The 24,878-nt window shown below is 46.6% G+C and carries 30 protein-coding genes and 1 riboswitch; of the genes, 13 read left to right on the top strand and 17 right to left on the bottom strand.

Annotated features, from left to right (window positions below):
- Positions 1–68: 68 nt before the first annotated feature.
- Positions 69–1,802, top strand: a complete 1,734-nt coding sequence (gene spoIIP / locus ASG16_RS12150; RefSeq protein ID WP_056491319.1) for a stage II sporulation protein P — start codon at positions 69–71, stop codon at positions 1,800–1,802.
- A gap of 73 nt (positions 1,803–1,875) precedes the next feature.
- Positions 1,876–2,751 (top strand): pentapeptide repeat-containing protein, encoded by an 876-nt coding sequence (locus ASG16_RS12145; RefSeq protein ID WP_056491317.1) that lies wholly within the window; start codon positions 1,876–1,878, stop codon positions 2,749–2,751.
- Between the two features lie 104 nt (positions 2,752–2,855).
- On the opposite strand, the gene ASG16_RS12140 is transcribed toward ASG16_RS12145, so the two are convergent.
- Positions 2,856–3,059, bottom strand: a complete 204-nt coding sequence (locus ASG16_RS12140; RefSeq protein ID WP_082517252.1) for a hypothetical protein — start codon at positions 3,057–3,059, stop codon at positions 2,856–2,858.
- Positions 3,060–3,187: 128 nt separating this feature from the next.
- Between ASG16_RS12140 and ASG16_RS12135 the strand changes: the two genes are divergently transcribed.
- The 6 genes from ASG16_RS12135 to cydC all read left to right on the top strand — a co-directional run bounded on the left by ASG16_RS12135 (position 3,188) and on the right by cydC (position 10,776).
- A complete protein-coding gene (locus tag ASG16_RS12135) occupies positions 3,188–3,772 on the top strand; it encodes a sigma-70 family RNA polymerase sigma factor (protein WP_056491315.1) in 585 nt (194 codons plus the stop codon).
- Complete coding sequence (locus tag ASG16_RS12130) at positions 3,762–4,517, top strand: hypothetical protein (RefSeq protein WP_056491313.1); 756 nt, start codon at positions 3,762–3,764, stop codon at positions 4,515–4,517. The genes ASG16_RS12135 and ASG16_RS12130 overlap by 11 nt, the downstream gene beginning before the upstream one ends.
- A gap of 341 nt (positions 4,518–4,858) precedes the next feature.
- Positions 4,859–6,274, top strand: a complete 1,416-nt coding sequence (locus tag ASG16_RS12125; RefSeq protein ID WP_048034360.1) for a cytochrome ubiquinol oxidase subunit I — start codon at positions 4,859–4,861, stop codon at positions 6,272–6,274.
- Positions 6,264–7,277: a cytochrome d ubiquinol oxidase subunit II gene (gene cydB / locus ASG16_RS12120; protein WP_056491312.1), complete on the top strand. Its 1,014-nt coding sequence runs from the start codon at positions 6,264–6,266 to the stop codon at positions 7,275–7,277. The genes ASG16_RS12125 and cydB overlap by 11 nt, the downstream gene beginning before the upstream one ends.
- Positions 7,277–9,022, top strand: a complete 1,746-nt coding sequence (gene cydD, locus ASG16_RS12115) for a thiol reductant ABC exporter subunit CydD (RefSeq protein WP_056491310.1) — start codon at positions 7,277–7,279, stop codon at positions 9,020–9,022. The genes cydB and cydD overlap by 1 nt, the downstream gene beginning before the upstream one ends.
- Positions 9,019–10,776, top strand: coding sequence for a thiol reductant ABC exporter subunit CydC (gene cydC, locus ASG16_RS12110; protein ID WP_056491308.1), 1,758 nt, complete (start codon positions 9,019–9,021; stop codon positions 10,774–10,776). Before cydD ends, cydC begins: the two co-directional genes overlap by 4 nt.
- A gap of 44 nt (positions 10,777–10,820) precedes the next feature.
- Here cydC and ASG16_RS12105 read toward each other — a convergent pair whose 3' ends face one another.
- The 14 genes from ASG16_RS12105 to queC all read right to left on the bottom strand — a co-directional run bounded on the left by ASG16_RS12105 (position 10,821) and on the right by queC (position 19,009).
- On the bottom strand, positions 10,821–11,159 hold the full coding sequence (locus tag ASG16_RS12105; protein WP_082517251.1) for a YmaF family protein: 339 nt from the start codon (positions 11,157–11,159) through the stop codon (positions 10,821–10,823).
- A 148-nt stretch (positions 11,160–11,307) separates the two neighbouring features.
- A complete protein-coding gene (lepB, locus tag ASG16_RS12100; RefSeq protein WP_056491306.1) occupies positions 11,308–11,871 on the bottom strand; it encodes a signal peptidase I in 564 nt (187 codons plus the stop codon).
- 101 nt (positions 11,872–11,972) lie between these two features.
- A complete protein-coding gene (locus ASG16_RS12095; protein WP_056491305.1) occupies positions 11,973–12,260 on the bottom strand; it encodes a hypothetical protein in 288 nt (95 codons plus the stop codon).
- 55 nt (positions 12,261–12,315) lie between these two features.
- Complete coding sequence (locus ASG16_RS12090; RefSeq protein WP_056491304.1) at positions 12,316–12,786, bottom strand: GNAT family N-acetyltransferase; 471 nt, start codon at positions 12,784–12,786, stop codon at positions 12,316–12,318.
- Positions 12,787–12,812: 26 nt separating this feature from the next.
- On the bottom strand, positions 12,813–12,992 hold the full coding sequence (locus ASG16_RS12085) for a hypothetical protein (protein ID WP_056491578.1): 180 nt from the start codon (positions 12,990–12,992) through the stop codon (positions 12,813–12,815).
- A gap of 236 nt (positions 12,993–13,228) precedes the next feature.
- Positions 13,229–13,585, bottom strand: coding sequence for a group I truncated hemoglobin (locus ASG16_RS12080; protein WP_056491299.1), 357 nt, complete (start codon positions 13,583–13,585; stop codon positions 13,229–13,231).
- Between the two features lie 138 nt (positions 13,586–13,723).
- The gene (locus ASG16_RS12075; RefSeq protein WP_056491297.1) at positions 13,724–14,401 is read right to left on the bottom strand and encodes a hypothetical protein; all 678 of its coding nucleotides are present in this window, start codon (positions 14,399–14,401) and stop codon (positions 13,724–13,726) included.
- 261 nt (positions 14,402–14,662) lie between these two features.
- Positions 14,663–15,028, bottom strand: coding sequence for an HsmA family protein (locus ASG16_RS12070; RefSeq protein ID WP_048034350.1), 366 nt, complete (start codon positions 15,026–15,028; stop codon positions 14,663–14,665).
- 173 nt (positions 15,029–15,201) lie between these two features.
- Positions 15,202–15,645 (bottom strand): hypothetical protein, encoded by a 444-nt coding sequence (locus ASG16_RS12065; RefSeq protein ID WP_056491296.1) that lies wholly within the window; start codon positions 15,643–15,645, stop codon positions 15,202–15,204.
- 161 nt (positions 15,646–15,806) lie between these two features.
- A complete protein-coding gene (locus ASG16_RS12060; RefSeq protein ID WP_056491295.1) occupies positions 15,807–16,010 on the bottom strand; it encodes a hypothetical protein in 204 nt (67 codons plus the stop codon).
- 586 nt (positions 16,011–16,596) lie between these two features.
- Positions 16,597–17,094: a preQ(1) synthase gene (queF, locus tag ASG16_RS12050; RefSeq protein WP_056491291.1), complete on the bottom strand. Its 498-nt coding sequence runs from the start codon at positions 17,092–17,094 to the stop codon at positions 16,597–16,599.
- A 42-nt stretch (positions 17,095–17,136) separates the two neighbouring features.
- A complete protein-coding gene (queE, locus tag ASG16_RS12045) occupies positions 17,137–17,856 on the bottom strand; it encodes a 7-carboxy-7-deazaguanine synthase QueE (RefSeq protein WP_056491290.1) in 720 nt (239 codons plus the stop codon).
- Positions 17,853–18,341: a 6-carboxytetrahydropterin synthase QueD gene (gene queD, locus ASG16_RS12040; protein WP_015892823.1), complete on the bottom strand. Its 489-nt coding sequence runs from the start codon at positions 18,339–18,341 to the stop codon at positions 17,853–17,855. The genes queE and queD overlap by 4 nt, the downstream gene beginning before the upstream one ends.
- On the bottom strand, positions 18,341–19,009 hold the full coding sequence (gene queC / locus ASG16_RS12035) for a 7-cyano-7-deazaguanine synthase QueC (RefSeq protein WP_056491286.1): 669 nt from the start codon (positions 19,007–19,009) through the stop codon (positions 18,341–18,343). Before queC ends, queD begins: the two co-directional genes overlap by 1 nt.
- A 92-nt stretch (positions 19,010–19,101) precedes the next feature.
- Positions 19,102–19,145, bottom strand: a riboswitch (PreQ1 riboswitch).
- A 172-nt stretch (positions 19,146–19,317) separates the two neighbouring features.
- Here queC and ASG16_RS12030 point away from each other — a divergent pair.
- Complete coding sequence (locus tag ASG16_RS12030; RefSeq protein ID WP_056491576.1) at positions 19,318–20,325, top strand: asparaginase; 1,008 nt, start codon at positions 19,318–19,320, stop codon at positions 20,323–20,325.
- 18 nt (positions 20,326–20,343) lie between these two features.
- Positions 20,344–21,024, top strand: coding sequence for a copper homeostasis protein CutC (locus ASG16_RS12025; RefSeq protein WP_056491284.1), 681 nt, complete (start codon positions 20,344–20,346; stop codon positions 21,022–21,024).
- A 20-nt stretch (positions 21,025–21,044) separates the two neighbouring features.
- Here ASG16_RS12025 and ASG16_RS12020 read toward each other — a convergent pair whose 3' ends face one another.
- Entirely contained in the window at positions 21,045–22,157 is a 1,113-nt protein-coding gene (locus ASG16_RS12020; protein ID WP_056491282.1) for a GerAB/ArcD/ProY family transporter, read from the bottom strand.
- A gap of 137 nt (positions 22,158–22,294) precedes the next feature.
- On the opposite strand from ASG16_RS12020, the gene ASG16_RS12015 reads away from it, so the two are divergent.
- A complete protein-coding gene (locus tag ASG16_RS12015; protein WP_241970745.1) occupies positions 22,295–23,131 on the top strand; it encodes a serine hydrolase in 837 nt (278 codons plus the stop codon).
- Positions 23,132–23,208: 77 nt separating this feature from the next.
- Here ASG16_RS12015 and ASG16_RS12010 read toward each other — a convergent pair whose 3' ends face one another.
- Complete coding sequence (locus ASG16_RS12010) at positions 23,209–23,568, bottom strand: winged helix-turn-helix transcriptional regulator (protein ID WP_048034342.1); 360 nt, start codon at positions 23,566–23,568, stop codon at positions 23,209–23,211.
- Between the two features lie 174 nt (positions 23,569–23,742).
- Between ASG16_RS12010 and pgoN the strand changes: the two genes are divergently transcribed.
- Positions 23,743–24,585 (top strand): glyoxal/methylglyoxal reductase, encoded by an 843-nt coding sequence (pgoN, locus tag ASG16_RS12005; protein ID WP_048034341.1) that lies wholly within the window; start codon positions 23,743–23,745, stop codon positions 24,583–24,585.
- 180 nt (positions 24,586–24,765) lie between these two features.
- Positions 24,766–24,878, top strand: a 113-nt coding sequence (locus ASG16_RS31745) for a transposase (RefSeq protein ID WP_483296476.1), incomplete at its 3' end; no start/stop codon positions are given.

Raw genomic sequence — 24,878 nt, 5'->3', positions numbered from 1 at the left:
AATCGAGAAGTTCTTTCTATTAGCTGGATTTTCCAAAAATACGAAAAAAACAGAGGGGAACGAGGAACTTGCTTTTACGAGTAAATGTCAGCTTGCTAGCTGTTTTCTTCTTGATTTTGCTGATGCCTCTGTCCATTGCGCGAGCGGCCACCCATGTAGAAGTGGCGGTCGATCAGTTAAATATTCGAAGTGAGCCAGGTACGGCTACCCAGATTGTCGCAACACTCAAAAAAGCCACGCGGTTGCCAATCACCAAACAGCAAAAAGATTGGACGCAGGTAAAGCTGCCGAACGGCAATACCGGATGGGTCAATAATAAGTATGTGAAGTTGATAGAAGTTCCACAGATCAAATATGTCAAAAGCAATGTGGACATGCTGAATGTTCGGGCAGAACCAAATGCCACTGCACAAATTTTGCAGATCATCGACAAAAACGGTGTGTTTTTGCAAATGAGAAAGCAAGGGGAATGGGCACAAATTAAGCTGTCTGATCAAAAGAACGGCTGGGTGAAAGCCAGTTATTTGACGGAGACAACGGCACCAGCACCAAAACCACCCCAGGTACCGGCACAAATCCCAGATCCGACAACAATTCCAGCACCGCCCCCTCCTGTACTCCCATCCAATACAGGGAGTGGATTCGGACAAGGGACAGTCGTATTAACGGAAGGTTATGAAGTTTATGCGCAGCCAGATATTCTTGGTACCGTCATTGGTCAAATCCATGGCGGGATGACGATCAACCATTACGGATATGCAAATGGTTGGTATACCATCAACTTCAACGGTACCTATGCCTATATTTTCAAACCAATGGAACAGACTGGGACAGCTCCACCACTGCCGAGTTCAACACCGGGGGTACCAGCGACTTTGCCAACAACAACGCCTCCCTCTGTACAAGAACTACAGATTCGTGTCAAAAATCCTGATTCCAACATCCGCAACGGTCCCTCAACCGATCATGCTGTAATCGGAAACGTTCAACCCGGCCAAGTATTCCCGGTTGTGCAAACAGTAGGAGACTGGTACCTTATCAGGCTGGCAGACAATTCGACCGCCTATATCGCAGGTTGGATCGTAGAGAAGATTCAACCTGCTGGTACTCTGCCACCGACAGGAGCAACGTACGAGTACAACAGTGGGATGATTGGAAACGAGAAAGTGTATATCTATCACACCCATAACCGTGAGTCTTGGCGAAATGTAGCACGGAACCAACAAGGAAGCTCGGTAGATGATCCTGAGATCAACATCACGCTTGTTGGGAAAAGGCTGGGCGAGCTGTTGCAAGGAAGAGGCATTTCAGCAATGGCGAGCCAGGACGATTTCGCTCAAAGATTGAGGGAACAAAATAAAAGCTACTCGATGTCTTATTCCGAGTCGTACAAGGCGGTAGCGGCAGCGGCAGCAACCAGTCCGCACTTGCAGTACATTTTCGATATTCATCGGGACAGTGATGAGCCACGCAGTAAGGTAGCGATCACGATCAATGGCAAAACCTATTCCCGGATGCTGTTTGTAATCGGAACAGCGAATCCGAACCATCTGGCGAACAAAAAGCTGGCGGAAGAGCTGCACGCCCGTCTGGAAGCCTCTTATCCAGGTTTGTCGCGGGGGATTATCCTGAAAGGTTCAAATCAAGGGAACGGCGTGTACAATCAGTCTATTTCCGAGGGAGCTCTGCTTTTGGAATTCGGTGGTACGAACAACACCTTAGAAGAAGGCTATAATACCGCAGAAGCCTTTGCCGAAGTCTTTGGAAATTACCTGATCGAATCTCAAATCGCATTCCAATAAACGGTCAATAAAAGTAGCACGATTCTTTTCGCCACATGCGAGAGAATCGTGTTTTTTTCCAGGAGGATCATTTATGGCTACGCATCAAGAACACATACAATCGACTAACGATAAAAGTCGCCGTCATCTTCAGGGGGACTGTGAAAGCTGCTTTGGCTTGTGCTGTGTGGCATTGCCTTTTGCTGCTTCCTCTGACTTTGCCATCAACAAAGACGCAGGCAAGCCCTGTAGTAACTTACAGGCAGACTTCCGTTGTGGTGTACACACAAAGCTGAGGGACATCGGCTTTCGCGGATGTACTGTCTACGATTGCTTTGGAGCTGGTCAAAAGGTGTCTCAAGTCACTTATGGCGGCCAAGATTGGCGTAAAGAACCCGGATCAGCAAAGCAAATGTACGAAGTATTTCCGATCATGTGGCAGCTTCACGAGCTTCTTTGGTATTTAACGGAGGCGTTGACCAAGCAAGCTGCCCAGTCCCTCCATCCTGCATTGAAGGAAGCATTGGAGGAGACACAGCGTCTGACGGATCACAGTCCTGAGGATATCCTGAAGCTGGACATCGCTTTTCATCGAGCAAAAGTTAACGAACTATTGTTGCAGACAAGTGAATGGGTACGTAAGGACGCGGTTGCCAAGTACAAAGGGGGCAAGCAAGGAAAAACCTATGGCCGAGGCGCTGATCTCATCGGTGCCAAGCTCAAAGGCGCTGATTTGCGAGGAGCTCAATTGCGCGGCGCTTATTTGATTGCTGCTGATCTGAGAGGAGCAGATTTGCGGGGAGCTGACCTCATTGGTGCAGATTTTCGCGATACAGATGTGAGCGGAGCGAACTTGACGGAGACGTTGTTTCTCACGCAGGTTCAGCTCAACGCGGCGAAGGGCGATGCAAGCACCAAGCTGCCACCTTCGTTCACGCGCCCATCGCACTGGGCCCATTCCCAAGCATAAAGCTAGCAAAAAGCAGACTGTCCGATGTGGATGGTCTGCTTGTTTTATTGATTCAACACTACTTTCGCCAGACAAATGATTCCCTTCAAGACAAGACGCACTTTTTACGAGGTTGGATTTGAATGCAACCCAACTATTTCTATCACTTCGACTACCGCTACTTTTCTTGCACCTTCCATAAAATATCCGAGCACACCCAGCCCTTGAAACGGCGTCACCTTTCTTCCGCCTTCATTTTCAGAGTAAAATCGATACTTCACCCGAAAATCAGCGGGGTGCCTCCTTATTTCTTGATAGCGTATCCACATGTTAATTACTCCGATCTTTGAAAAACGTTGTTAATACATTTCTACTTTTGCCGTATTAACTATCGTGAGGCTCACAACCAAACAAATTGCGCAATTTGTTTATTCCATCCAGAAGGGAGGGGAAGTAGTTGGAGATTGCCCAAGTGAACACAGGCATCTGCCAAAACGAAGAAAACGCTAGACACGCAGAAAGCATGTCGACCGAAACATTTGCCCAAATTTATGGTGCTTATTATAAGCGCGTCTACAAATATATCTGTTATCGAATCAACAATCACTACGCAGCAGAAGAAATATGCAGTCATGTGTTTGAAATGGTGATAGCAAAATACAGTAGCTTCTCGCCGGATAAATCAAACTTTGAAGTCTGGTTGTTTGCGATCGCCAGAAACGCAGTGACAGATTACTTCCGCTCGCAGAAGAAAAGAATCAGCTTTTCATTGGATTCGATTCTGAATCTGGTCTTGCCGAAGTCGTCACCGGAGGACATCGTGATCCGCGACGATAATCATCAAGCCTTATTTCAGGCACTGGCGAAGCTGAGTGACAAGGAGCGCAATATCATCGCCATGAAATATGCGGCTGGACTTAAAAATGCAGAAATTGCAGAACTTCTGGGTGTCAGTGGTTCAAATATTGGCGTCGTGCTCTACAGATGCTTGAAAAAGCTGCAAATGGAATTGCAAAAAGGAGGCTTCCGTTATGAAGAGTAAGCATGATCTAGACGATTTTCGTGAACTCACCGACTTGCTTACTGATCTGGAACTAGATGACGCCACTCCAAAAGCCAGCATATACAATCGGCTGAAATTCAAATTGGAATCAGGAAACATACAATTACATGATAGGAAAAAGGACGGGATCTATATGAAAACGAATAAATGGAAAGCTGCCACAATTAGTGCTGTTGCTGTTGTTTGCCTTTTAGGGGCATTCTCGACTACATCGTTTGCCCAAGAAATGCTCCAGACGATCTTGGCACGCTTTCAAGTTGGGAACATGGAAATTACCCAATATGATAAAGAGCTGCCTGCTACACAGTCCAATACCCAGGGAATCGAGATACCTGTAGAACACAAGGCCCCCCCACAGATGACATTAGAAGAAGCACGCGCAGCCAGCGAAATGGACTTTCCGGCACCGACATGGTTGTCAGAGCATTATTCCTATAAAAACACGGTTGTTCATGGCAAGGGTATGGTAGAAATTCAGTATAAAAAAGAGAACGAGTTTATTTCCTTGTTGATTTCAAACGGTGGCGAAAACGGCATCAACGCGACAGAGGGTGTCAAGATCGAAACCATTGGCGAGAAAAAGGTATATTTCGCCAACGGGATCGTGATTTGGGAGCATGAAGGATTCACGTACGAGCTGTACCAGATGGCAGAGAAGAGCTTTGATGCTGCTACTATCGGCAACATCATCGATTCCTTGTCAACGAAATCCGCCAAAAAATAAGCGGTTGTTAACTGTTCCACTCAAGATGGGCCTTGTAACAGGGCCCATTTTTCTATGTGCCGTCACAGAGTGTTAAAAATCATGTAACGAATCGGACACCCTCTAGGGCCAAAAGTCCTGCTACAATTATACATGACCGGAAATATACAGGGTAAAACAAAACAAAAAACTCTCTCACGAAGATGAATGCGAAAAAGGGGGTTACAAGAGAGAGAATCAATTGTGAATTTTTTCACATAAATTTGTGATTTTTTTCACAAAGTCGTAATAAATGCTGGTTTCCCCACTGGTATAATTCCGGTACATAAAGGCCAAAACGCGAATAGAAAGGGATCTTGTACATGGATATAGTGGATTTGGGACGACTTCAATTTGCGATAACAACTATCTTCCATTTTGTTTTTGTGCCGATTTCCATCGGGCTTTCATTATTAGTAGCCATTATGGAAACGATGTATGTCGTAAAAAAGAATGACTTGTACAAAAAAATGGCCAAGTTTTGGGGAACCTTTTTGCTCATAAATTTTGCTGTCGGGATTGTGACAGGGATCATGCAGGAGTTCCAATTTGGGATGAACTGGTCTGATTTCTCACGATTCGTCGGCGACGTATTTGGAACACCGCTAGCGATTGAAGCCCTCTTAGCATTTTTCCTCGAATCGACTTTTATTGGGCTTTGGGTGTTTGGTTGGGACCGTTTGTCCAAAGGTGTGCATCTCGCATGTATTTGGCTCGTATCCATCGGAACGATTCTTTCGGCTCTTTGGATTTTGGCAGCCAACTCGTTCATGCAGCAGCCAGTCGGCTTCGCTATCAATAACGGACGTGCAGAGATGGTCGATTTCTTCGCTCTCCTTACCAATGGACAATTACTATATGAATTCCCGCATACCGTATTTGCGGCATTTGCGACAGGCGCCTTCCTGGTAGCAGGTATCAGTGCTTGGAAGCTGTTGAAAAAACAAGACGTTACATTCTTTGTGCAATCTTTCAAAATTGCGATCGTGGTAGCATTGATTTCCTCACTTGCTATTGCTCAATTCGGTCATGGTCAGGCACAGTATTTGGTTGCTACCCAACCGATGAAAATGGCAGCGAGTGAAGGGCTCTGGGAAACAAGCTCAGACCCAGCTCCTTGGACTGTTTTTGCAACGATTGATCCAGAAAAACAAGAAAACGGTTTTGAAATAAAGATTCCTTATCTGCTTAGCGTCCTGACGTACAATTCACTTTCAGGTTCTGTACCGGGCATGTTGGAATTGCAAGCAGAGTATGAGAAAACCTACGGTCCAGGAAACTACATTCCACCCGTTCGGACGACCTTCTGGAGCTTCCGCATCATGGTAGCGGGCGGTAGTGCAATGATTTTGCTGGCTTTGTACGGGGCATATCTCGCTTTACGCAAAAAGCTGGAACAGCCAAACAAGCGGTTCATGCAGTTGATGGTTGCGGGTATCTCGTTGCCATTCATCGCAAACTCGGCAGGGTGGATCATGACGGAGGTAGGGCGTCAGCCATGGACGGTATTCGGGCTACTGCGTGTTGAAGATTCGGTTTCGCCAAGCATTAGCACAGGAGAGGTATGGTTTTCTCTCATCGCCTTCACGACGATTTATCTCATCCTGCTGTGCCTCTTGGCTTATCTGTTTGCTCGTGTGGCCAAAAAAGGACCGGATATGGATAGTCATGGGGATGTAGAGGATTTACAGCTTCAGGACCCATTTGATCGTGTAAGGAGTGAACGTTATGGAGCTTAATGAACTGTGGTTCCTGCTCATTGCCGTTCTGTTTACCGGATTTTTCTTTCTCGAAGGCTTCGACTTTGGTGTCGGAATGGCGACACGTCTGCTATCACGAAATGATTTGCAAACCCGGGTTTTGATCAATACGATTGGCCCGTTCTGGGATGCCAATGAAGTTTGGCTGATTACAGCCGCTGGTGCGATGTTTGCAGCGTTTCCGGAGTGGTACTCGACGATGTTTAGCGGGTATTATCTCGTGCTTACGCTGATTCTGCTTGCGTTGATTGGACGCGGGGTAGCATTTGAATTTAGAGGCAAAGGGAAAGGCGAGGCTTGGAAAAAGACGTGGGACGCAGCGATTCTGATTGGAAGCTTTGTACCGCCAATGTTGTTCGGAATGGTCTTTGCCAGCCTGGTGAAGGGTGTGCCGATTGATCAGAATATGGAAATGACTGCTGGCTTCTCTGACATAGTGAATGGTTACTCGCTGTGGGCAGGTGTGACAGTTACAGGACTATGCTTGTTGCATGGTCTGAACTTCATCTCGCTGCGCACCGTGGGCGAGCTGCGTGAGAAATCACGTGTACTGGCAGCAAAGCTGTTGCCGATACAAGCGGTTCTCATGGCGGTGCTTGTAGGGTGGACATTCATGGTAACCGATCTGTTTGAGCGCCAGGGTATTTTGTTGACAGCAGCCGTACTCTTAGGTGTTGTGGCTTTTGTACTGGCTCGTCACTTCTTGAGACAAGGCCGGGAAGGATGGGCTTTCGGGATGACAGGTGCGATGATCCTTTTGACGTTTGTCTCGATGTTTATCGGTTTGTTCCCACGAGTGATGGTCAGCACGATTGATAGCGCGTTTGATTTGACCCTCTATAATGCAGCTTCGAGTCCTTACACGTTAAAAGCAATGACCATTGTTGCAGCAGTGCTTTTACCGTTTGTGCTTGCCTATCAGGCGTGGAGCTACTTCGTTTTCCACAAACGAGTCACTGAAAAGGATCATTTGGAGTACTAATGGACAAGGAATTGTTCCGCTTACAAGGAATTCGACCGGTTATGCTGCTGCTAGCCGGTCTTTCCCTCCTGCAAAGTGCGGCGATTATCGGTCAGGCACTGCTCTTGGCGAAGTCGATCGCGATCTTGTTTGAAGGTCAAGCAGTTCAGATGGCGTATCAGCCACTTGCACTGTTTTTGGTCATGATAGCCGCTCGTCATACCATCGTTTGGCTGCAACAGAAAGTCGCTGGCCGTTTTGCTGAAGCTTCCAGTGAGTCTTTGCAAGAGCGAGTTCTATCTCGTTTGTTCGAGCGTGGTCCACGTTTTGCCGCCAGTGAAGGAAGCGGAAAGCTTGTTACGCTTGTCATGGAAGGTGTAGATCGTGTACGTACCTACCTGGAGTTGTCTGTTCCGCGGACGCTGGATATGGTTTTTGTTACGTTTCCGCTACTGGCATTTGTCTACATGCAAGATGTGATTTCTGGATTGATCCTGACGGTAACGATGCCTGTTCTCATTGGATTTTTTATCGTACTCGGTCTGGCGGCACGTAAACAGGCAGACAAACAATGGCGTTCGTATCGAATGCTATCCCATCACTTCACCGATTCGCTTCGCGGGCTTGCGACGCTCCGGTTTTTGGGGCGCAGCAAAGACCACGGGGAGACTGTCGGGCGAGTGAGCGATCAATATCGATCTGCTACGATGCGCACGTTGCGCGTGGCCTTTTTGTCTTCATTGGCACTTGACTTCTTCAGCATGCTGTCAGTTGCGTTTGTGGCGGTTGGTCTTGGGTTGCGGCTGATTGAAGGAAACTTTGGATTTGAAACGGCATTGGTCATCCTGATTGTGGCACCGGAATACTTTTTGCCAGTACGGATGCTGGGATCGGACTACCACGCCTCATTGGATGGCAAGGAAGCGTTGGGGACTATTCGCACCATTATCGATAGTGCCGCCACGGATGAACATAAGGCGGAGCCACAAGCAGCGGGTAGCCAGACGTCTCTGACAGGTGTATTGGATGGAACGATTACCTTGTCCGATATTCGTGTCGTCGGTGAGGATGGAAGACAGGTACTGAGTCAGGTATCTGCGGAATTGGGCAGCAATAGGAGAAGAGTGGGCATTGTAGGGGCGAGCGGGGCTGGAAAATCAACCCTCCTTGGAGTGCTAGGCGGCTTTTCTGATCCCGAAGCTGGCGTAGTACAAGTAGATGGGCAACCCATTACAGGGGATGCGAAGCAGGAGTGGCAGCGGCAAATCGCTTACATTCCGCAGCATCCGTATTTATTCAATCAATCGTTGGCGGATAACATTCGCTTCTATGAGCCGGGAGCTACGCAGGAACAGGTGGAGCAGGTGATTCGTGATGTCGGTCTGGGAGAGCTGGTGGACAGCTTGCCAAATGGCTGTGACGAAATCATTGGCGAAGGGGGCCGCACGTTAAGCGGCGGACAGGCACAGCGGGTTGCATTGGGACGTGCACTGCTTGGCAACCGACCAGTGATTTTGCTCGACGAACCGACTGCTCACTTAGATATTGAAACGGAATGGGAGCTCAAACAGACCATGTTGTCGGTGTTGGGGGACAGGCGCGTGTTTTTGGCCACGCATCGCTTGCATTGGATGCGAGACATGGATTGGATTTGGGTAATCGACCAGGGACGACTGGTAGAAGCGGGGACCTATGAACAGCTCGTTGCACAAAAAAGCGTATTTTATCGGTTGTTGACAGCTAGTGCCAAGGGGGAGAAAGGATGAAGGAAGCGCGAGAAGGCAATCAGGGGTGGTTTCTTCCATACTTTCGCCAGTTTTTCTGGCAGTTTGCCGCAGCGGCTTTGCTGGGAACCTTGGCAGTGGCATGCGCGGGTGCTTTGCTGTATACGTCCGGGTATCTGATTTCTCGCTCAGCACTCAAGCCCGAAAACGTCTTAATGGTCTATGTTCCCATCGTACTTGTCCGGGCTTTTGGTTTTAGCAAAGCAGTCATTCAGTACCTGGAGCGTTTGGTTGGGCACGATGCAGCTTTGCGTGTGTTATCGCGTATGCGTGTACGTTTGTACCAGGCCATCGAGCCGCAAGATCAGCTCCTTGGCACTCGTTTTCGTACGGGAGATTTGCTTGGTGTACTAGCGGATGACATTGAGCAACTACAGAATGTCTATCTGCGCTTTGTGCTGCCAGCCGTCTCGGCGGTCCTCCTCTATGGGGCAGGTATTGTAGCACTGGAAAGAATGGACGGGATGTTCGCATTGCTAATGGCGTTGTACTGTGGTTTTCTTCTGTTTGTTGCACCCGCGGTAGTCTTGTGGTCATCCATTGCCAAGAGTCGACGGTTCAAGCAGGAGAGACAGGCAGCATACCGGGAGCTGACCGATGCTGTTTTTGGCATGAGTGACTGGATTCTCAGTGGTCGTACGCAGCAGTTTCTCCAGTTGTTTACAAGACGGCAAAAGACAGCTACCCAAATCGAAAACGCCATTCGACGCGGAGAATGGCGCGTCCAGTGGATGTCACAGTGTGCAATCGGTGGTGCCATTGTCTTACTGGTTATCTGGGCGGGCGGACTTGCCGCTGCGGATCAGATCCCTGCTACGTTGATTGCTGCGATTGGACTGGTCGCCTTTCCGTTGATGGATGCGTTTGCCCGTATTTCTGACGCTGTTGTGCGAATGCCAGAATACAAGGAGTCTCTGGAGCGACTTCAGGAGATCGAGGGCAGTCGTCCATCCATTGCGAAAGCACAGAAGGAAAAGCTGGCTGATCAAGCCGGAGGCAGTTTGAAGCTCGATCATGTTCATTTTCGCTACCCACGACTCAGCAATTGGAGTGTGCAGGATGTGTCTTTTGAGGTGCCTCAAGGTGGGAAAGTGGCGTTGCTCGGTCGCAGCGGAGCGGGGAAATCGACGATACTAAACTTGATTCGAGGTGCCATACAGCCACAAGCAGGTCAGGTGACAGTAAATGGGCAGCCTGTCCAGTCAGAGGAGGCTTCTGCTTGTTTGTTTTCCGTGTTGAATCAGCAGCCGTATTTGTTTGACACAACCGTAGCCAACAACATCAGGCTGGGTCGACCCGATGCCTCCGATGAAGAAGTGCGTGCTGTGACAGCTCAAGTCGGTCTGGATCAACTGATTGAATCCCTACCGGACGGTTATCAAACACGGATGCAGGAGACCGGTCTGCGCTTCTCTGGCGGAGAAAGGCAGCGTATAGCCCTTGCCCGGATTTTGCTGCAAAATAAGCCAATTGTTCTCCTTGACGAGCCCACGGTGGGATTAGATCCGTTGACTGAAAGCGATCTGATGGCAACGATTTTCCGTGTCTTGCAAGGGAAAACATTGATTTGGGTGACTCACCACTTGAGCGGAGTAGAGCAAATGGACGAGATCATTTTTATGGAGCAGGGATTCATCTCGATGCGAGGGACACATGAGCAGTTGTATCAGGACAATCCAAGGTATCGCAACCTGTATACATTGGACTGTCCATTGGCGTCAGTGTTGGAAAAATAGGAAGGGGAAGAGAGGCTGATCCAAAGAGGGACAGCCTTTTTCGCTTAAGATAGGGCCTCGCTGGTTACACCGCGGTAGTAATGAGTGTGCCCGTCATCATAAGTGGTTTGCCCTGAAAACTCGTGGTAATGACTTCCGTCTGGCAACGGAATAGGCGGACTCGTCCATCCCCTGTAGTGATGCACATGTCCATCATCAAACGTGGTGGTACCTTCGTAGTAATGGACGTGCCGATCTCTCATTCCTTCTGGGGGAGACGTTCTGCCACGTATTCGATGACGATGACGATCCGAAATGCTTGTTAGTGTGTCATACCCATGAAAATGCCCAGGCCGATCAGCAAATCGTATAAAGCGTAATGAATGAGAGTGCTGAGAGCTCATCAAGAAACGCCCCTTTACAATCATTTATCACTAATAAATGCGTTTGTCAGGCGTTTCGAAACGGACATTCGTCTATGCCGTTCAATCTTGCAAATACAGAACACGAAAAGCAAAAGAGCCTTCCTCATTGGAAAAGGCTCTCGTCTGTTTAAAACAGTTTTTTCCCCATGATATGATCGAGTGGAATCACGCCAATGACTCTACTATCATCGCTATTGTTACGATTATCTCCCATCACAAACACATGGTTTTCCGGTATGACAATTTTGGAATCAGGTACGTCGACCATCTTTTCTTTTATGTACGGCTCGTTTAACGGCTGCCCATTCCGATACAGGTTCTCGTTCTTAAACTCCAAAGTATCGCCGGGTTTGCCAATGACTCGTTTTACCCAGAATGTTTTGGCATCGCTATTCCCCATGGCGAGCATGAGCAGAGGATTTTCAAGGATGTCATCTTTTAACGAACGATCCCGGTCTACACGGCTGTCGATCACGACAATATCGTTGTACTCAGGGAGATAAGAGAATGTGTGGGACAATTTCGACACATAGATGCGTTCGGCGTTTTGCAATGTGGGCTCCATCGATTGTCCATTTACTTTAAAAGGTTGGAGAACAAATATGTTAACCAGCAACGCGAGTGAAAGGGAGATGCCCAACGTTTTGGTCCAGCCCCATATTTCTTTTACACTTTTCAATTCAGACCGCATCCTTCCACGTGAAAAATTACTTGGTGTGGCTATTGATTAGTACGTGAAATGGTGCTTCTTGGTTACGGAAATGAGAAGAGAAGCTTGTGAAGCAAACGAAATTAAGCAAAAAAGCTGAAAAAGATGACAGCAAAAATGCTACTGGGGACAGAGGCGAGCAGGAAATAAAAGGTCCATTTCCATCTGCTTTTATAATCTTGCACTTCATGTTCTTGGTAATAAGCTGAGGGAGTGCTAAGGGCGTTATAGACCATTAATCCAGCTAGTGTAAGGAGACCAAACACAAGATACTCAGCATAATTGCCAGCTTGATCGATGTTCCCTGTCGTTATCGCTATGATCATACAGAGAATCTGCAAGACAGCGCCAAAACCAAGTGCTTTCAGCATGTGAACGACCTACTTTTTTGGATAGTGTAAACGATAATGACGAGTGGCCATAAGATTAGATCTTTTTTATAAAAGTAACCCGGTCGTTCCCTTTTCCATCATAATTAGAAGTCACATCGATTCCATCCACCATTTGATCTCCTTTTTCAACCGCAAAACCTAGCTTCGTGTGGAAGGAGATTGAGCCTTTATTAACAGGAGAGGTAATGCATCGAATCGTATCGCATCCTTTTTGTTTTACGGTTTGAAAGAAATGATGGTATAATTCGCGGCCCCATCCATCTTTTCGCTTGTCTGGATGTACCCCAACGAAGTGAATGTAAGCTTCTCCGGGGAACGTCTGGGACAAGAATCCGATGAGAAAAGCCATAACTTCACCATTCTCTTCAACAATAAAGCTCGTTGACTGGAAATGGACAAAAAACAGCTTGGGTAACATATCAGACATTTGTCGCCCACCCCACCAATCGTTGAGTACCGTAATTACTTTGAGGTAGTCTTGCTCTTGTACATTTCGGATTTGCATTATGCGTGTCTCCTTATTCAATATGTTCACTGTGACAAGTCTTTCTGCTCCGGCAGTTTTTCCCAGACTACAATGATTAGCGTTGCGATAGGACCGAGGATTAAAGAGAGAAAAAACCAATTAAGACCGCTACGATTTTTTCCTTGAGCTAGTCCAGCGTTGATGAGGGCCAATGTACCCCAACCAACAAAATACTGATCTTCCATTTTCGAATCTGCCTCCATTGTTGATATGTTGCTCCTATCATATACGTAATGAAGAGAATAGAGTTGCTAAGAGTTTTACAAAATGTGTATGAACAAACTAAAAATGGCCAATCGAAAACGAAGGGCCACTGAGAGGAGCATAATTCACTTGGTCGAGGTGTCAGTCTGTTTGTCGGCTATGGATCGGGAACGGAAGAGGGTCCCTGAACCATTGCATCAGGCGTTTTGATGCTCGGTTATTTATACAAAATATCATCCCGTAGTGATCCTACTTTGCCGAGAGCATTGGCAATATCTTCTTCGCTGACACCAAAGTGAGTCAAGGCATCACGCAGATGCTTAACGATAGCATCAAAATGAATGGGTTGCAGATTCATTCCTTCGTGAGCTTTTGCCATGGACTGGCCAGAATATTGATTCGGACCACCAAGGGCATAGCTGATGAACTTTGTTTGGTGTTTACGCTGTTTTTCCATATCGGTGTTTTTGAAAAAGTGGTTCACGGTGTCATCAGCTAAAACTAAATCATAAAAGTAGTCCACTACTTTTGCGACCGTATCTTCGCCACCATATTTCTCGTAAAACGTGCTCATTATTGGCCTCCTTAGGACATTTGCTTCCCTTATATATTCCACCATTGTTGGAAACCTATTAAAGAAAAGCCCGCAAGCTGATGCCGATTGCTTTCGACGTCAGCCTGCGGACTAGATGCATGCCATGTGCGCTTTGCTTTAGCCAATTTTCCTGATCACTTTCGAATTTCCACCTGAACTGAGAATGATCCATCCTTCAGGAACAGGCGAGGCTTGCAGTACCTCAATCTGTGTTCCGTAAGGAGCCCCATTGACATTTCTGATCACATTCGATCCTCCATAGGTTCGAACCATGATCCATCCTTTTGGGATAGGCGAAGCGAGCATCACTTCTACCTCCGTGCCGTACGAAGCACCGTTCACATTCCTGATTACATTCGATCCTCCAAAGGCTCGCACCATGACCCATCCTTCAGGAATAGGGGAGGCGAGCATCACCTCTATCTCCGTACCATAAGAAGCACCGTTCATATTTTTGATTACATTCGATCCTCTAAAGGCTCGAATCATGACCCATCCGATTGGGATAGGCGAAGCGAGCAGCACCTCTACCTCCGTGCCATAAGAAGCACCGTTCACATTCCTGATCAGGTTTTGCGTTCCTAAAGTTCTAACGATAACCCATCCGGCTGGAATAGGTGAGGTAAGTGACACCCAGATTTCTTCACCATACGTGGCGTTTCTGATGTTTTTATTGGAAGCGTAGGTGGTTGCTTTTTCCTGTGTAGGGAGCGCTGCCCCTTGGACTTGTGTGGCTAGAGAGGGTACTACGACGACTGAACTTAATGACAGGATAATAAGTGCTTTTTTAAACATGAGCATCAACCTTTCTGAAATGGTGAATGTTGTTTAGAAAACGATCATCGAGTCGCAGTTAAAAGTTTTATATTTCTAAAAATACTAATTTATTGCATTTTATACGATTATCGTTCTGATTACTTTAGGAGATATTGTCGAATGGTAGTCAAAGTTGACGATAGGTTGAACAGCCGCGAGAAAAGCAAAGGACCCTCTCATCGGTTGAGAGGGTTGAGGTAAGGTTAGATTGTTCGCGCTCGGAGCGTAGTTGAGAGTTTTCTATTTCATAAAGCTTAAAGCGACGCCAATGGAATAAGGTACAAGCCATAAAATCCATACGATTAGGCTAAATTTATGGAATTGTTTGATCTGATTTTCTTTCTTTTTCCACAGTACGACACACGCCCACACTGTATGGAAAAACATCAAGATCAGAGCGATCAACCCAGTAATGCCATGCAAATTTAAGCTGGAGCTCTCAGCGAGCAATTTCATAAAGGTTGTTCCAATGGTATCGAATACTAAACCGAAACCAAAAAAGATAAGATGGGTCAGCTTTAGTTCTCCAGAACGTCTTTCGCTCCATACGCCAATCGTATAGGCAAGTAGAGCGAGATTTATAAAAATGACGGCTGCTGTTAACATGTTAGATCATCTCCTGTATCATTTCTTTTGACTACGCTTGTAAGTGTAATCGTTGAATATGAACGAGAGATGAACACAATCGTTAAGTGTCTGGAGTAAGTATTCATTAGCAACTAGTTGCGTAGAGAAAAGAGGCTTTCGTATGCGAAAGCCTCCATGAATAATCCAAACATTTAAGGAATTGTCACCGACACGGTTCCAATTGCTCTCCCGATTCCAGTGTTCCTTACCAATATATAGTATTTTCCTGCGGGTAATTCTTCGGGGCTTGTAAAAGTAAAGGAGCCGCTACCCTCAAAGCGTCCAGTACCCAATGATTTACCAGAACCATCAGGACCAAAACTAAAGATTCGATAAGTCAAGTTGGCTTTAATGGAGGAAAGCCTGCTTTTCTGCGTTACATGAACAGTAAGCTTTCCAGGTGACTGAATATCGAACAATTTAGAGTCAACAGAGCTTCTACTTTCTAATTTAGTGTAACGCAAAACTTCTGTGGTTTTCGACGCAGGAGCAACCGCGTCTGTAGACTGTGTTTGGGGACTACTAGCTAGTGCGCTCGTCGGAATAACAAGCATGGCAGAAAATGCAAGAAGTGTGGTTTGAATAAATTTTTTCAATATTACCACCTCCAATTTATTGGTATTTAATAATACATTACCTTTGCATCCAAAAATTAGCAATATTTTCAGGTGAGAAATATACATAATAAAGGCCCATTTTAAAGGAATACAAGGAATAGGAACTGATGCCCCTTTCGAGGAGCACCAGCCCTGCAGAGTTAGTTTTCTAGGTGTGACAGATCATCTGCATCGAACAAGTGTTTCAAGATGGCGTGGCTCACCTCGGTCACAGGCTCGAAAACAAAAGCGACCAGGTGTTCGTGCGGCTCCAAATAGTAATTCCTGTAGCCTAGCTGAATCAACTCCCGATTGAGTCGCGCTGCATCTTCGAAACTTGCGTAAAAATACAGATGCTTGGTCATAATATCACCTCCTTCCGCAGTAAACCGTAGCAGAAGGAGTAGAATCACACCAACGATCACGACCGTGATTTCCAATTGGAAAAGGAAAAAACCCTTATTGTAAATAAGGGTTTTTCGGGCCCAGAATGACTCTCCGAGGAAATCCACTTAACCATGATTCCGCAACAACGTGGGTCAGACCGACATTTACCTGTATGGATTATGTATATTTGCGGCTATGAAAATAACCACACAGAAAACTCATGGACAATACCGTAAATAAAATCAAAACCGTTTTATATACCAATACTTCCTTGATATGAAAACTCATGATCATACCGATAATGGATATTCCAAAGCTATCCAGGTTGTACCGAGTGAGTCTGTATGTGTAGATTCTATTCGCAAGTTGAGCCAGAGCGAAGGCAACAAATATGTAAAGGGAAATATCCACAAGAGCATCCCTCCTAAAGTGTATGGGATTATATGTAAATCATATCACGGAGGGACCATTCTTGAGAGGAAGTAATTACGTTGAATCCGAAGAAAAATAAGAAAAACCCTTAAAAAATATTAAGGGTTTTCCTTTTCTCATAACCTGCTCGCTCTACCGATTATCCACTTTTTCCGGATACATATCATGATTCATCATCCGATGGCTCGCCATCTCCTCGTACTTCGTCCCCGCCTTCCCGTAGTTGCAATACGGATCGATCGAGATGCCGCCGCGCGGAGTGAACTTGCCCCATACCTCGATGTAGCGTGGGTCCATCAGCTTGATTAAATCGTTCATGATGACGTTCACGCAATCCTCGTGGAAATCGCCGTGATTGCGGAAGCTGAACAAGTACAGCTTGAGCGATTTGCTCTCTACCATTTTGATGTCAGGAATGTAGCTGATATAGATCGTCGCAAAGTCTGGTTGGCCGGTAATCGGGCACAGGCTGGTGAATTCAGGGCAGTTGAATTTTACGAAATAATCGCGGTACGGATGCTTGTTGTCAAAAGACTCCAGTACGCTAGGGTCATAGGAGTAGTTGTACGTTGTGCCTTGATTCCCCAAAAGAGTGAGGGAGGATAAATCGCGTTCTTGTTGATGTGCCATATGAGTACAGTCCTCTTTTCTTCCATGAGAGTAAAATATCGTTTAAACGCCTCGTTTATTGCCCCAAACAAGCGCATGTAGTTGGGGAAGAACCTTCGCGTCATTCATGTCAGGTGTCGCCATCGCCTGATCGATCAGCCATTCAAAGCTCTCCAAAAGCTTTTCCCGAAGCCGAGGAGTATCAGCGTCCGTCAGATCACTGTTTCCTGGCTGCAAGTAGAAAGGAACATCCGGATAGCGCTGATGAATCGTCTGTGCATAGGCAAAGTCGGCGTCGTCGAAAACAACGACTTTCAGGCTAAGTCCTGGATGTTTTTGTTCCAACAGCTCGTGCACAATTCGATCAAGCGCTAGAAAATCTGTTTCCATCCCAGAACTAGGCGGCTTTGGTGAAATCGTAATGTCGTCAATGAGTGGAAGCCACGCTTGCCACTTGCTGCCTTGTGTTTCGACTGCTGTGCGAATGCCATGTTCCTTTAAAAGGGCGATTAAGTCACCGATGCCAGCCAAAAGCGCAGGATTTCCCCCGGAGATTGTGACATGGGAAAAACGGTCCCCGCCTAAGCGAGTGAGCTCCTCCCAGATCGCCTCGGCCGACATTTGCCGGATTTCATCACGGGCAGATCCATCCCATGTAAAAGCGGAGTCACACCAACTGCAACGATAGTCACAGCCAGCTGTTCGAACAAACATCGTTTTTTGTCCGATAACCATTCCTTCGCCTTGAATCGTAGGACCGAATATTTCCAAGACCGGGATCATTCCATCATCCACTCCCGTCTTGCCTCTGCATAGCTGGTCGGTGTCTCGAACAGGCGAACGAACTCCACCCGAGCGCCGTCGTAGCGGTCACGGTAGGCATCTGACTGCAATTGTTTTTCCATCTCTTCGAAAATCCACACGACCATGTTTTCGGCGGTGGTATTCATCGGAGGGAGCATTTCATTCAGATAGCGATGATCCAAATAAATTTCGATGTGCTCTTTCCAGATTTGCTTGATGTCACCGAAATCGATCACGAGTCCGATCTCGTCTGGAAAGCCACTGATGCCAAATACGACCGTATACGTATGGCCGTGCAGGTTTTTGCACTTTCCTTCATAGGCGTGCAGATGATGTGCAGCGTCAAAAGTAAATTCCTTGCTTACCAAAACGCGTTTGTTATGGTAGCGAAGCTGTGATTTTTGAATATGGGTACCCAGTGCCTGCATGCGATCGACGATACGAAAATCAAAGTTCGCACTCATCAGGCATTTTCTCCAGGTTGATTTTTCTCGGAAAGATAAGTGTCCAGTCCGGCTTTTCGCAGGTGGCAGGCAGGGCATTCGCCACAGCCGTCCCCTTTGATGCCGTTATAGCAGGTGAGGGTATTTTCGCGAATATAGGTGAAGGCACCCAGATCGTCCGCCAGCTTCCACGTTTGTGCTTTGTTCAGCCACATGAGCGGCGTGTGAATCACAAACGGGTAGTCCATCGACAAATTCAATGTCACATTGAGTGATTTGATAAAGGCGTCACGGCAGTCGGGATAACCGCTAAAATCCGTTTCGCATACACCGGTAACCAAGTGACGTGCTCCTCGTTGCTTGGCGAAAACGCCCGCAAAGGAAAGGAACAACAAGTTGCGTCCGTCGACGAACGTGGATGGCAATTGGCCTTCTTCCTGGGTAATATCAATATCTGTGCGGGTGAGTGCATTGGGCGCGAGCTGGTTTAACAGGCTCATGTCCAATACGGAGTTTTTGACGCCGAGTTCTGTGGCAATTTGCTGGGCGCACTCGATCTCCAGCTTGTGTCGCTGCCCGTAATCAAACGTGAGGGTTTCTACTTCGCCGAATTGCTCTTTCGCCCAAAACAGGCAGGTAGTGCTGTCCTGACCTCCGCTAAAGACGACAACGGCTTTTTCCTTTTTCATTGCTCTCCATCTCCTTTTGAAGTATCGAAGAAAGAGAGTTCTTGAACTTTCCATCAAAAAAACAAAAACAATACCAAAGAAAGGTACTGTTATCCAGCTTAGTTTTTTATAGAGGGAGTTCGCGAACCTCTCCCGTGCAGATGCACGGATTTCTTATTTGTGGAACCCAAATGGGCACCTTGAGACATTATACAACAATCAGCGCCAAAGTGGGGGGATTATCGTTTGGAAAAAGATTGACGGATGGAGGTGCTACTGCTAGTGTTTTTTTCATAATCGATCAACATGGAGTGGAGCGGGTGATTTTGATGAGAGATGTCCCTTTAGTAGAAGAATATCGCGGCGGCATTCTGGAGAACGTACATAACGGCATCGTGTGCGGCGTGAATGAAAAAGGAAAGGTGGTTTATCAGGCAGGCGATGAGAACCATATCACCTTATTGCGCTCCGCAGCTAAGCCCTTTCAAGCCATTCCCATCGCCAAACGTAAAATTAATGAAAAATTCGGACTGAATAGCAGCGAAGCAGCACTCTTTGCGGCCTCACATCGTGGTGAAGTCTATCATATGGAAGGCTTGGAGTCGATTTTACGAAAGACCGGCATTCAGGAGGACGAATTGCTTACTTGCCCGACTTATCCGCTCAACGAGGAGCCGAAGTTCGCTTGCTTGTCCCAAGGCATAGAAAAACGCAGACTCTTTCATAACTGTGCGGGAAAGCATTTGGGGTACTTGGCGCTGTCGAAGGATCAAGGATATTCCACTCATGATTACTACAAGGCAGAGCATCCAGCGCAACAGGAGGCATTGGAGTTGTTTGCCAACCTGGCTGACTATCCAAAAGAGCAGGTTCAGCTAAGTGTCGACGGCTGCGGCTTCCCGGTTTTTGCGTTGCCGCTCAAGAACCTGGCGATCGCCTATCTAAAGCTCGCTTGCCCGGACCTGATCGGGGATCGCACGACACGTGAGGCAGTAGAGAGTGTGACAGGGTGGATGACGAGTAGTCCCGAGATCATTGCCAGTCACAACTTCATCTGCACAGCACTTTTAATGGATGAAAATATAATTGCTAAAGGCGGGGCGATGGGCGTATACGGCTTTGCTTTGAAAAAAGAGAGACTCAGCTTCTCGCTTAAGGTACTGAATGGTTCTGAATTAGCATGGCCGCTTATTATCGCATCGATCTTGGAGCAGATTCAGTATGATAATCAGGAAACCATCGACCGACTGCATGCGCTGGCGCCAAAAGCTATTAAAAACGACAATCAGTTGGTGGTAGGGGAGAAACGACCAGTTTTTGTTTTAAACAAATGCTAAAAACGGAGGGGAAGTATCATGCTAGTGGAAGTGATTGCGACTTCAGTTGAGGATGCAAAACGTGCGGAGCAGGGCGGAGCTGACAGGCTGGAGCTCATCTCGGGAATTTTGGAGGGAGGCATTACTCCAAGCTGGGGATTGATTGAGGCAGTGGTCAAGGCGGTTTCCATCCCGGTAAACGTCATGGTGCGACCGCATAGCCAATCATTTTGCTATACAGCAGAAGAACTGGCGGTCATGCAGCAGGATGTACGTGTCATACGTGAGCTTGGGGCAGCAGGTGTCGTTTTTGGCATGCTGACTCCAGAAAATACGCTCGATCAGCGGGGATTGGAGCTATTGCTTGGTGAGTCAGGTGCTTTGAATGTGACATTCCATCGTGCTTTTGATGATGCTGTGGATCAAATCGAAGCAGCGCGTATTCTCCTGGAATATCCCCAAGTTCGCACCATTCTTACTTCTGGGGGTCAAAAAACCGCCATCGAGGGAGCTGATTGCATCGAGCAGCTCGTCAAGCTGACAGAGAACACGCAGCTCACGATTTTGGCAGGAAGCGGATTGTCACTGGCTAACGTGGGAGACCTCGTGAAACGTACGGGTGTCAAAGAGGTTCATTTTGGATCGGCAGTACGCGAAGAAGGACAGGCTCTTCGATACGTCGATGCAGAGCGAGTGGCAGCCATCAAACAACTACTATAAGCATAGAACAAGCCGATACCTCACTTTGTAAGGGTAGCCGGCTTGTTGTTCATTCGCTTCCGTATCCAGTAACCAACGATGAGAATCAACGGATACAAGAACCCTTTTGTTAAATCAAAAAATGGCCAGTACGTATACGTTTCGTATAAGAAAGCTCCGTTTGGAACGATGATAATCGCAATGGCGACATATAAGACGCAAATGGGTAAGGTGAGTGACTGATGCTCCTGTAAATGGAAAAGCTGCTTGATCCCCACGCAGAAACCATACATATACAGTACAACTTTGAAATAAATGGAGACAAACCACATGAGAGCCATCATCGCTTCCTGCCTTTGAAAGAACTCTCCTACATGGATTCGTTTGGCGAGGGAGTAGCTCGGAAAGGTCTCACGGGAAACCAATTCCGGGCCGAGCACCAAAAGCGATAAGAAAATGACGGCAAGCAGACAGACACTACCGTAAATGGCTCCACGCAAAAAAGCAGACGTGAGCTTTTGTTTGGCATCGAGGAGTGGAGTAATCATGAGAAAAATAACCAGCTCCGAAAAGGGAAAAGCCGTGACTGCAAATACTCCTCTTATGACGGGCTTTATGCCATTTTCCAAGAAGGGGAAAAGGTTCTTGAATTCGAACTGAGGGCTTAACAAAAGAAAAAACATAACGAATGTAAAGACAAACCAGAGGAAAAAAATTTCGCTAGTCCGTGCAAAAGCTTCAAGTCCTAATCGAACAGCGTATATTGCACAGGCAACGAATAAAAACATGACAGCATGGATGGGTGTTTGCTTCATAATGTGTGTGGTCATGAAATCCCCAATCGTCCGTATATAGACAGCGCCGTTGAGTAAGATAGCTCCCAAAAAGAAGAGAGAAAAGAACGTGCCGAGCCAACGTCCAAATATGAGCTTGTTCTTTTCAATCAGCGTTTGTTCGGGGTAGATACGACCGACTACACAAAACAAGTATACGATGGCTAGTCCCAGTGCCATGCCGATCAATCCTGATAGCCACCCATCGTGACTTGCTTCAGTCGCAGGTACGGTAGGTAAGATCAGGATGGAATCTCCTATGGTGATGAATGTTACGAGGATGACAAATTGACGGCTGCCAATCTTATCGGAGTTCTGCATGATGCCTCACCTTGCCCGTAGGTTTATCTTACGTATTATTTCCAAGTTCAGGATGGATAAACGAAAAGTAAGAAGGTGCCGTCTCTTGTCTGATGTGTTTTCGGAATAGTATGATAAATGGAAAGCGACAAGAAACGATGAGTCAACAGGAGAAGGGAAGAAAAGCTGTGGAGCTGGAGAAAAGGTTGTCGACCATTATCGGACAAGCGGAGGGGACTTGGGGCGTCGTTGTAGAGGAACAAGGCGCAGCTAAAGGAATCCGTTTTGAACATGTACCGGACGAGCTGTTTATTGCGGAGAGTGTAATCAAAGTGCCGATCATGGCAGCCGTTTTCGCGGCAAGTGAGCAGGGGCATTTTCGATTGGATGATCAGCTTGTTCTACGCCAAGAGGATCTGGTGGGGGGATCTGGGATTTTGCACGCGCTATCTCCAGGCTTGAAGCTAACGATTCGCGACTTGGTGACCCTCATGATTATTCAGAGCGACAATACGGCGACAAATATGCTGATTGATTTGGTAGGAAAAGCGCAGATTGATCAGACCATGATTGATTTGGGAATGCGCCAAAGCTGTTATTCACGCAAACTCATGATTTATCCACTCGATGTCACAGAAAACAATACGATAACCGCTGGGAATGTTGCGAGTATGCTGGGTCATTTGGCAACGGGCAGTTATCTGTCTGAGCGTGCCTGCAAAGAGATGATCGCTATTATGAAAAAGCAGCAAGTCCGTAATGGTCTGCCGTCCCAATTGCCAATTCAGGAAGAATCCTATTATCCTGCATGGGAGCTGCCGTGTAAATCGGGCTGGGATACCGGCAGACAGCATGATGTAGGCTTGCTGTATACGAACAATCGCTGCTTTTCCATTACGGCTTTATCCAAAGAGGTAACCGCTCAATCCGCTCTGAACACACTAGGATTACTAGGAAGAGCTGTGTATGACTACGCCATTCTGGCTGTCGATTAGATCGGCAGCTTTTTCATTTGATTATGGCTAAAACTCGCTTGGAATTCTTTTGCCGTATTCGCCTACTACCGTTCTAATTATTGATTTAAGATACTTTCTTCCAATACAGCATACTTGTCACCGTATTCCTTAATGATATGCTTTTCGCCCCATAAGCAGAGCGAATCGAGAATACTTTTCAAGCTCCAGCCGTACTCGCTGAGCTCATACTCTACTTTTGGCGGAACCTGATTGTAAATAATCCGGTTGATGATGCCATCGTCTTCAAGCTCTCTAAGCTGCTGTGTCAGCATTTTCTGTGTAATGCCGGGCATAAGTCGTTTCAACTCACTTGTACGTTTTTTTCCGTGAGTCAGGTGACACAAAATAACGCATTTCCACTTACCGCCGATGACCTCGAGTGTAGCTTCCACTGAAATGTTATACTTCTTCTTCATTATTGATTTCCTCCTGAATGATAGGTACTTTTTGGTGCCTATCACACAAAAAAGTGCGTACTTTTACTTTTCGTTAGTCTATCTCATAATAACACTTGTCAAACGACATGAAGCACATTAGGTGGCTGGAAACAGTCATACTAACATAGAGAACAAGGATGGAGGAGACAAGTTATGCCAAAACATTTGCAAGATACGACTACGCTGTACAACGGGGTAAAAATGCCTTGGGTGGGTCTGGGTGTTTTTAAAGTAGAGGAAGGTCAGGAGCTCGAGCTAGCTGTAAAAACAGCAATCAAGCACGGCTACCGCAGTATCGACACAGCCGCTATTTATAACAACGAGGAAGGGGTCGGCCGTGGAATCCGTGCAGGTTTGCAGGAAGCGGGTATCACGCGAGAAGATCTTTTTGTTACCTCGAAAGTATGGAATGCTGATTTGGGATATGAGTCCACATTGAATGCATATGAGACGAGCCTGAAAAAACTTGGGCTGGAATACCTGGACTTGTACCTCATTCACTGGCCGGTAGAAGGAAAGTTCAAAGAAGCATGGAGAGCATTGGAGACGCTTTACAAAAAAGGGTTGGTAAAAGCCATCGGGGTAAGCAATTTCCACGTTCATCATTTAGAGGAACTGCTTAAAGACGCTGAGATTAAGCCCATGGTAAACCAAGTGGAATTCCATCCGCGCCTGTCCCAGGATGAACTGCGTGCCTATTGCCAGGAGCAAGGGATTCAATTTGAAGCATGGTCTCCGCTTATGCAAGGACAGCTATTGGACAATCCAGAACTAAAAGGAATTGCAGAAAAATACGGGAAGTCCATTGCCCAAGTCATTATACGCTGGGATTTGCAAAATGGCGTTGTGACCATTCCAAAGTCGACAAAAGAGCATCGAATCGTTGAGAATGCATCCGTATTTGATTTCGAACTGTCGAAAGAAGACATGGAAACGATTCATGCGTTGAACCAAAATCACCGAGTTGGTCCAGACCCGGATAACTTTGATTTTTAATAGCTGACCGCATACAAAAAAACTCCTGAAATCATCAGGAGTCAGGCTGTCGAGAAAGTCGACAGCCATTTTTATTTTACTTAATTTTAAAGCGACACCGCGTTAATTTGTTATAATTCTTATAATTATATTTTATAGTAGGTGATAATTGTGCTTACCTCCAATGATAATAATCCGCAAATGCATTACGAATTTGTGTGCCTTGATGAATTGGTCCCAGAGGACCATTTATTAAGGGTCATCCAGAAACATATAGATTTCTCCTTCATCCGAGAAAAAGTACGTCAATATTA

It is taken from the genome of Brevibacillus sp. Leaf182, from assembly GCF_001423865.2.
Taxonomy (GTDB): domain Bacteria; phylum Bacillota; class Bacilli; order Brevibacillales; family Brevibacillaceae; genus Brevibacillus; species Brevibacillus brevis_C.
Note: the sequence above shows the minus strand (reverse complement) of the source record. Positions and strands in the feature narration are given on the sequence as shown.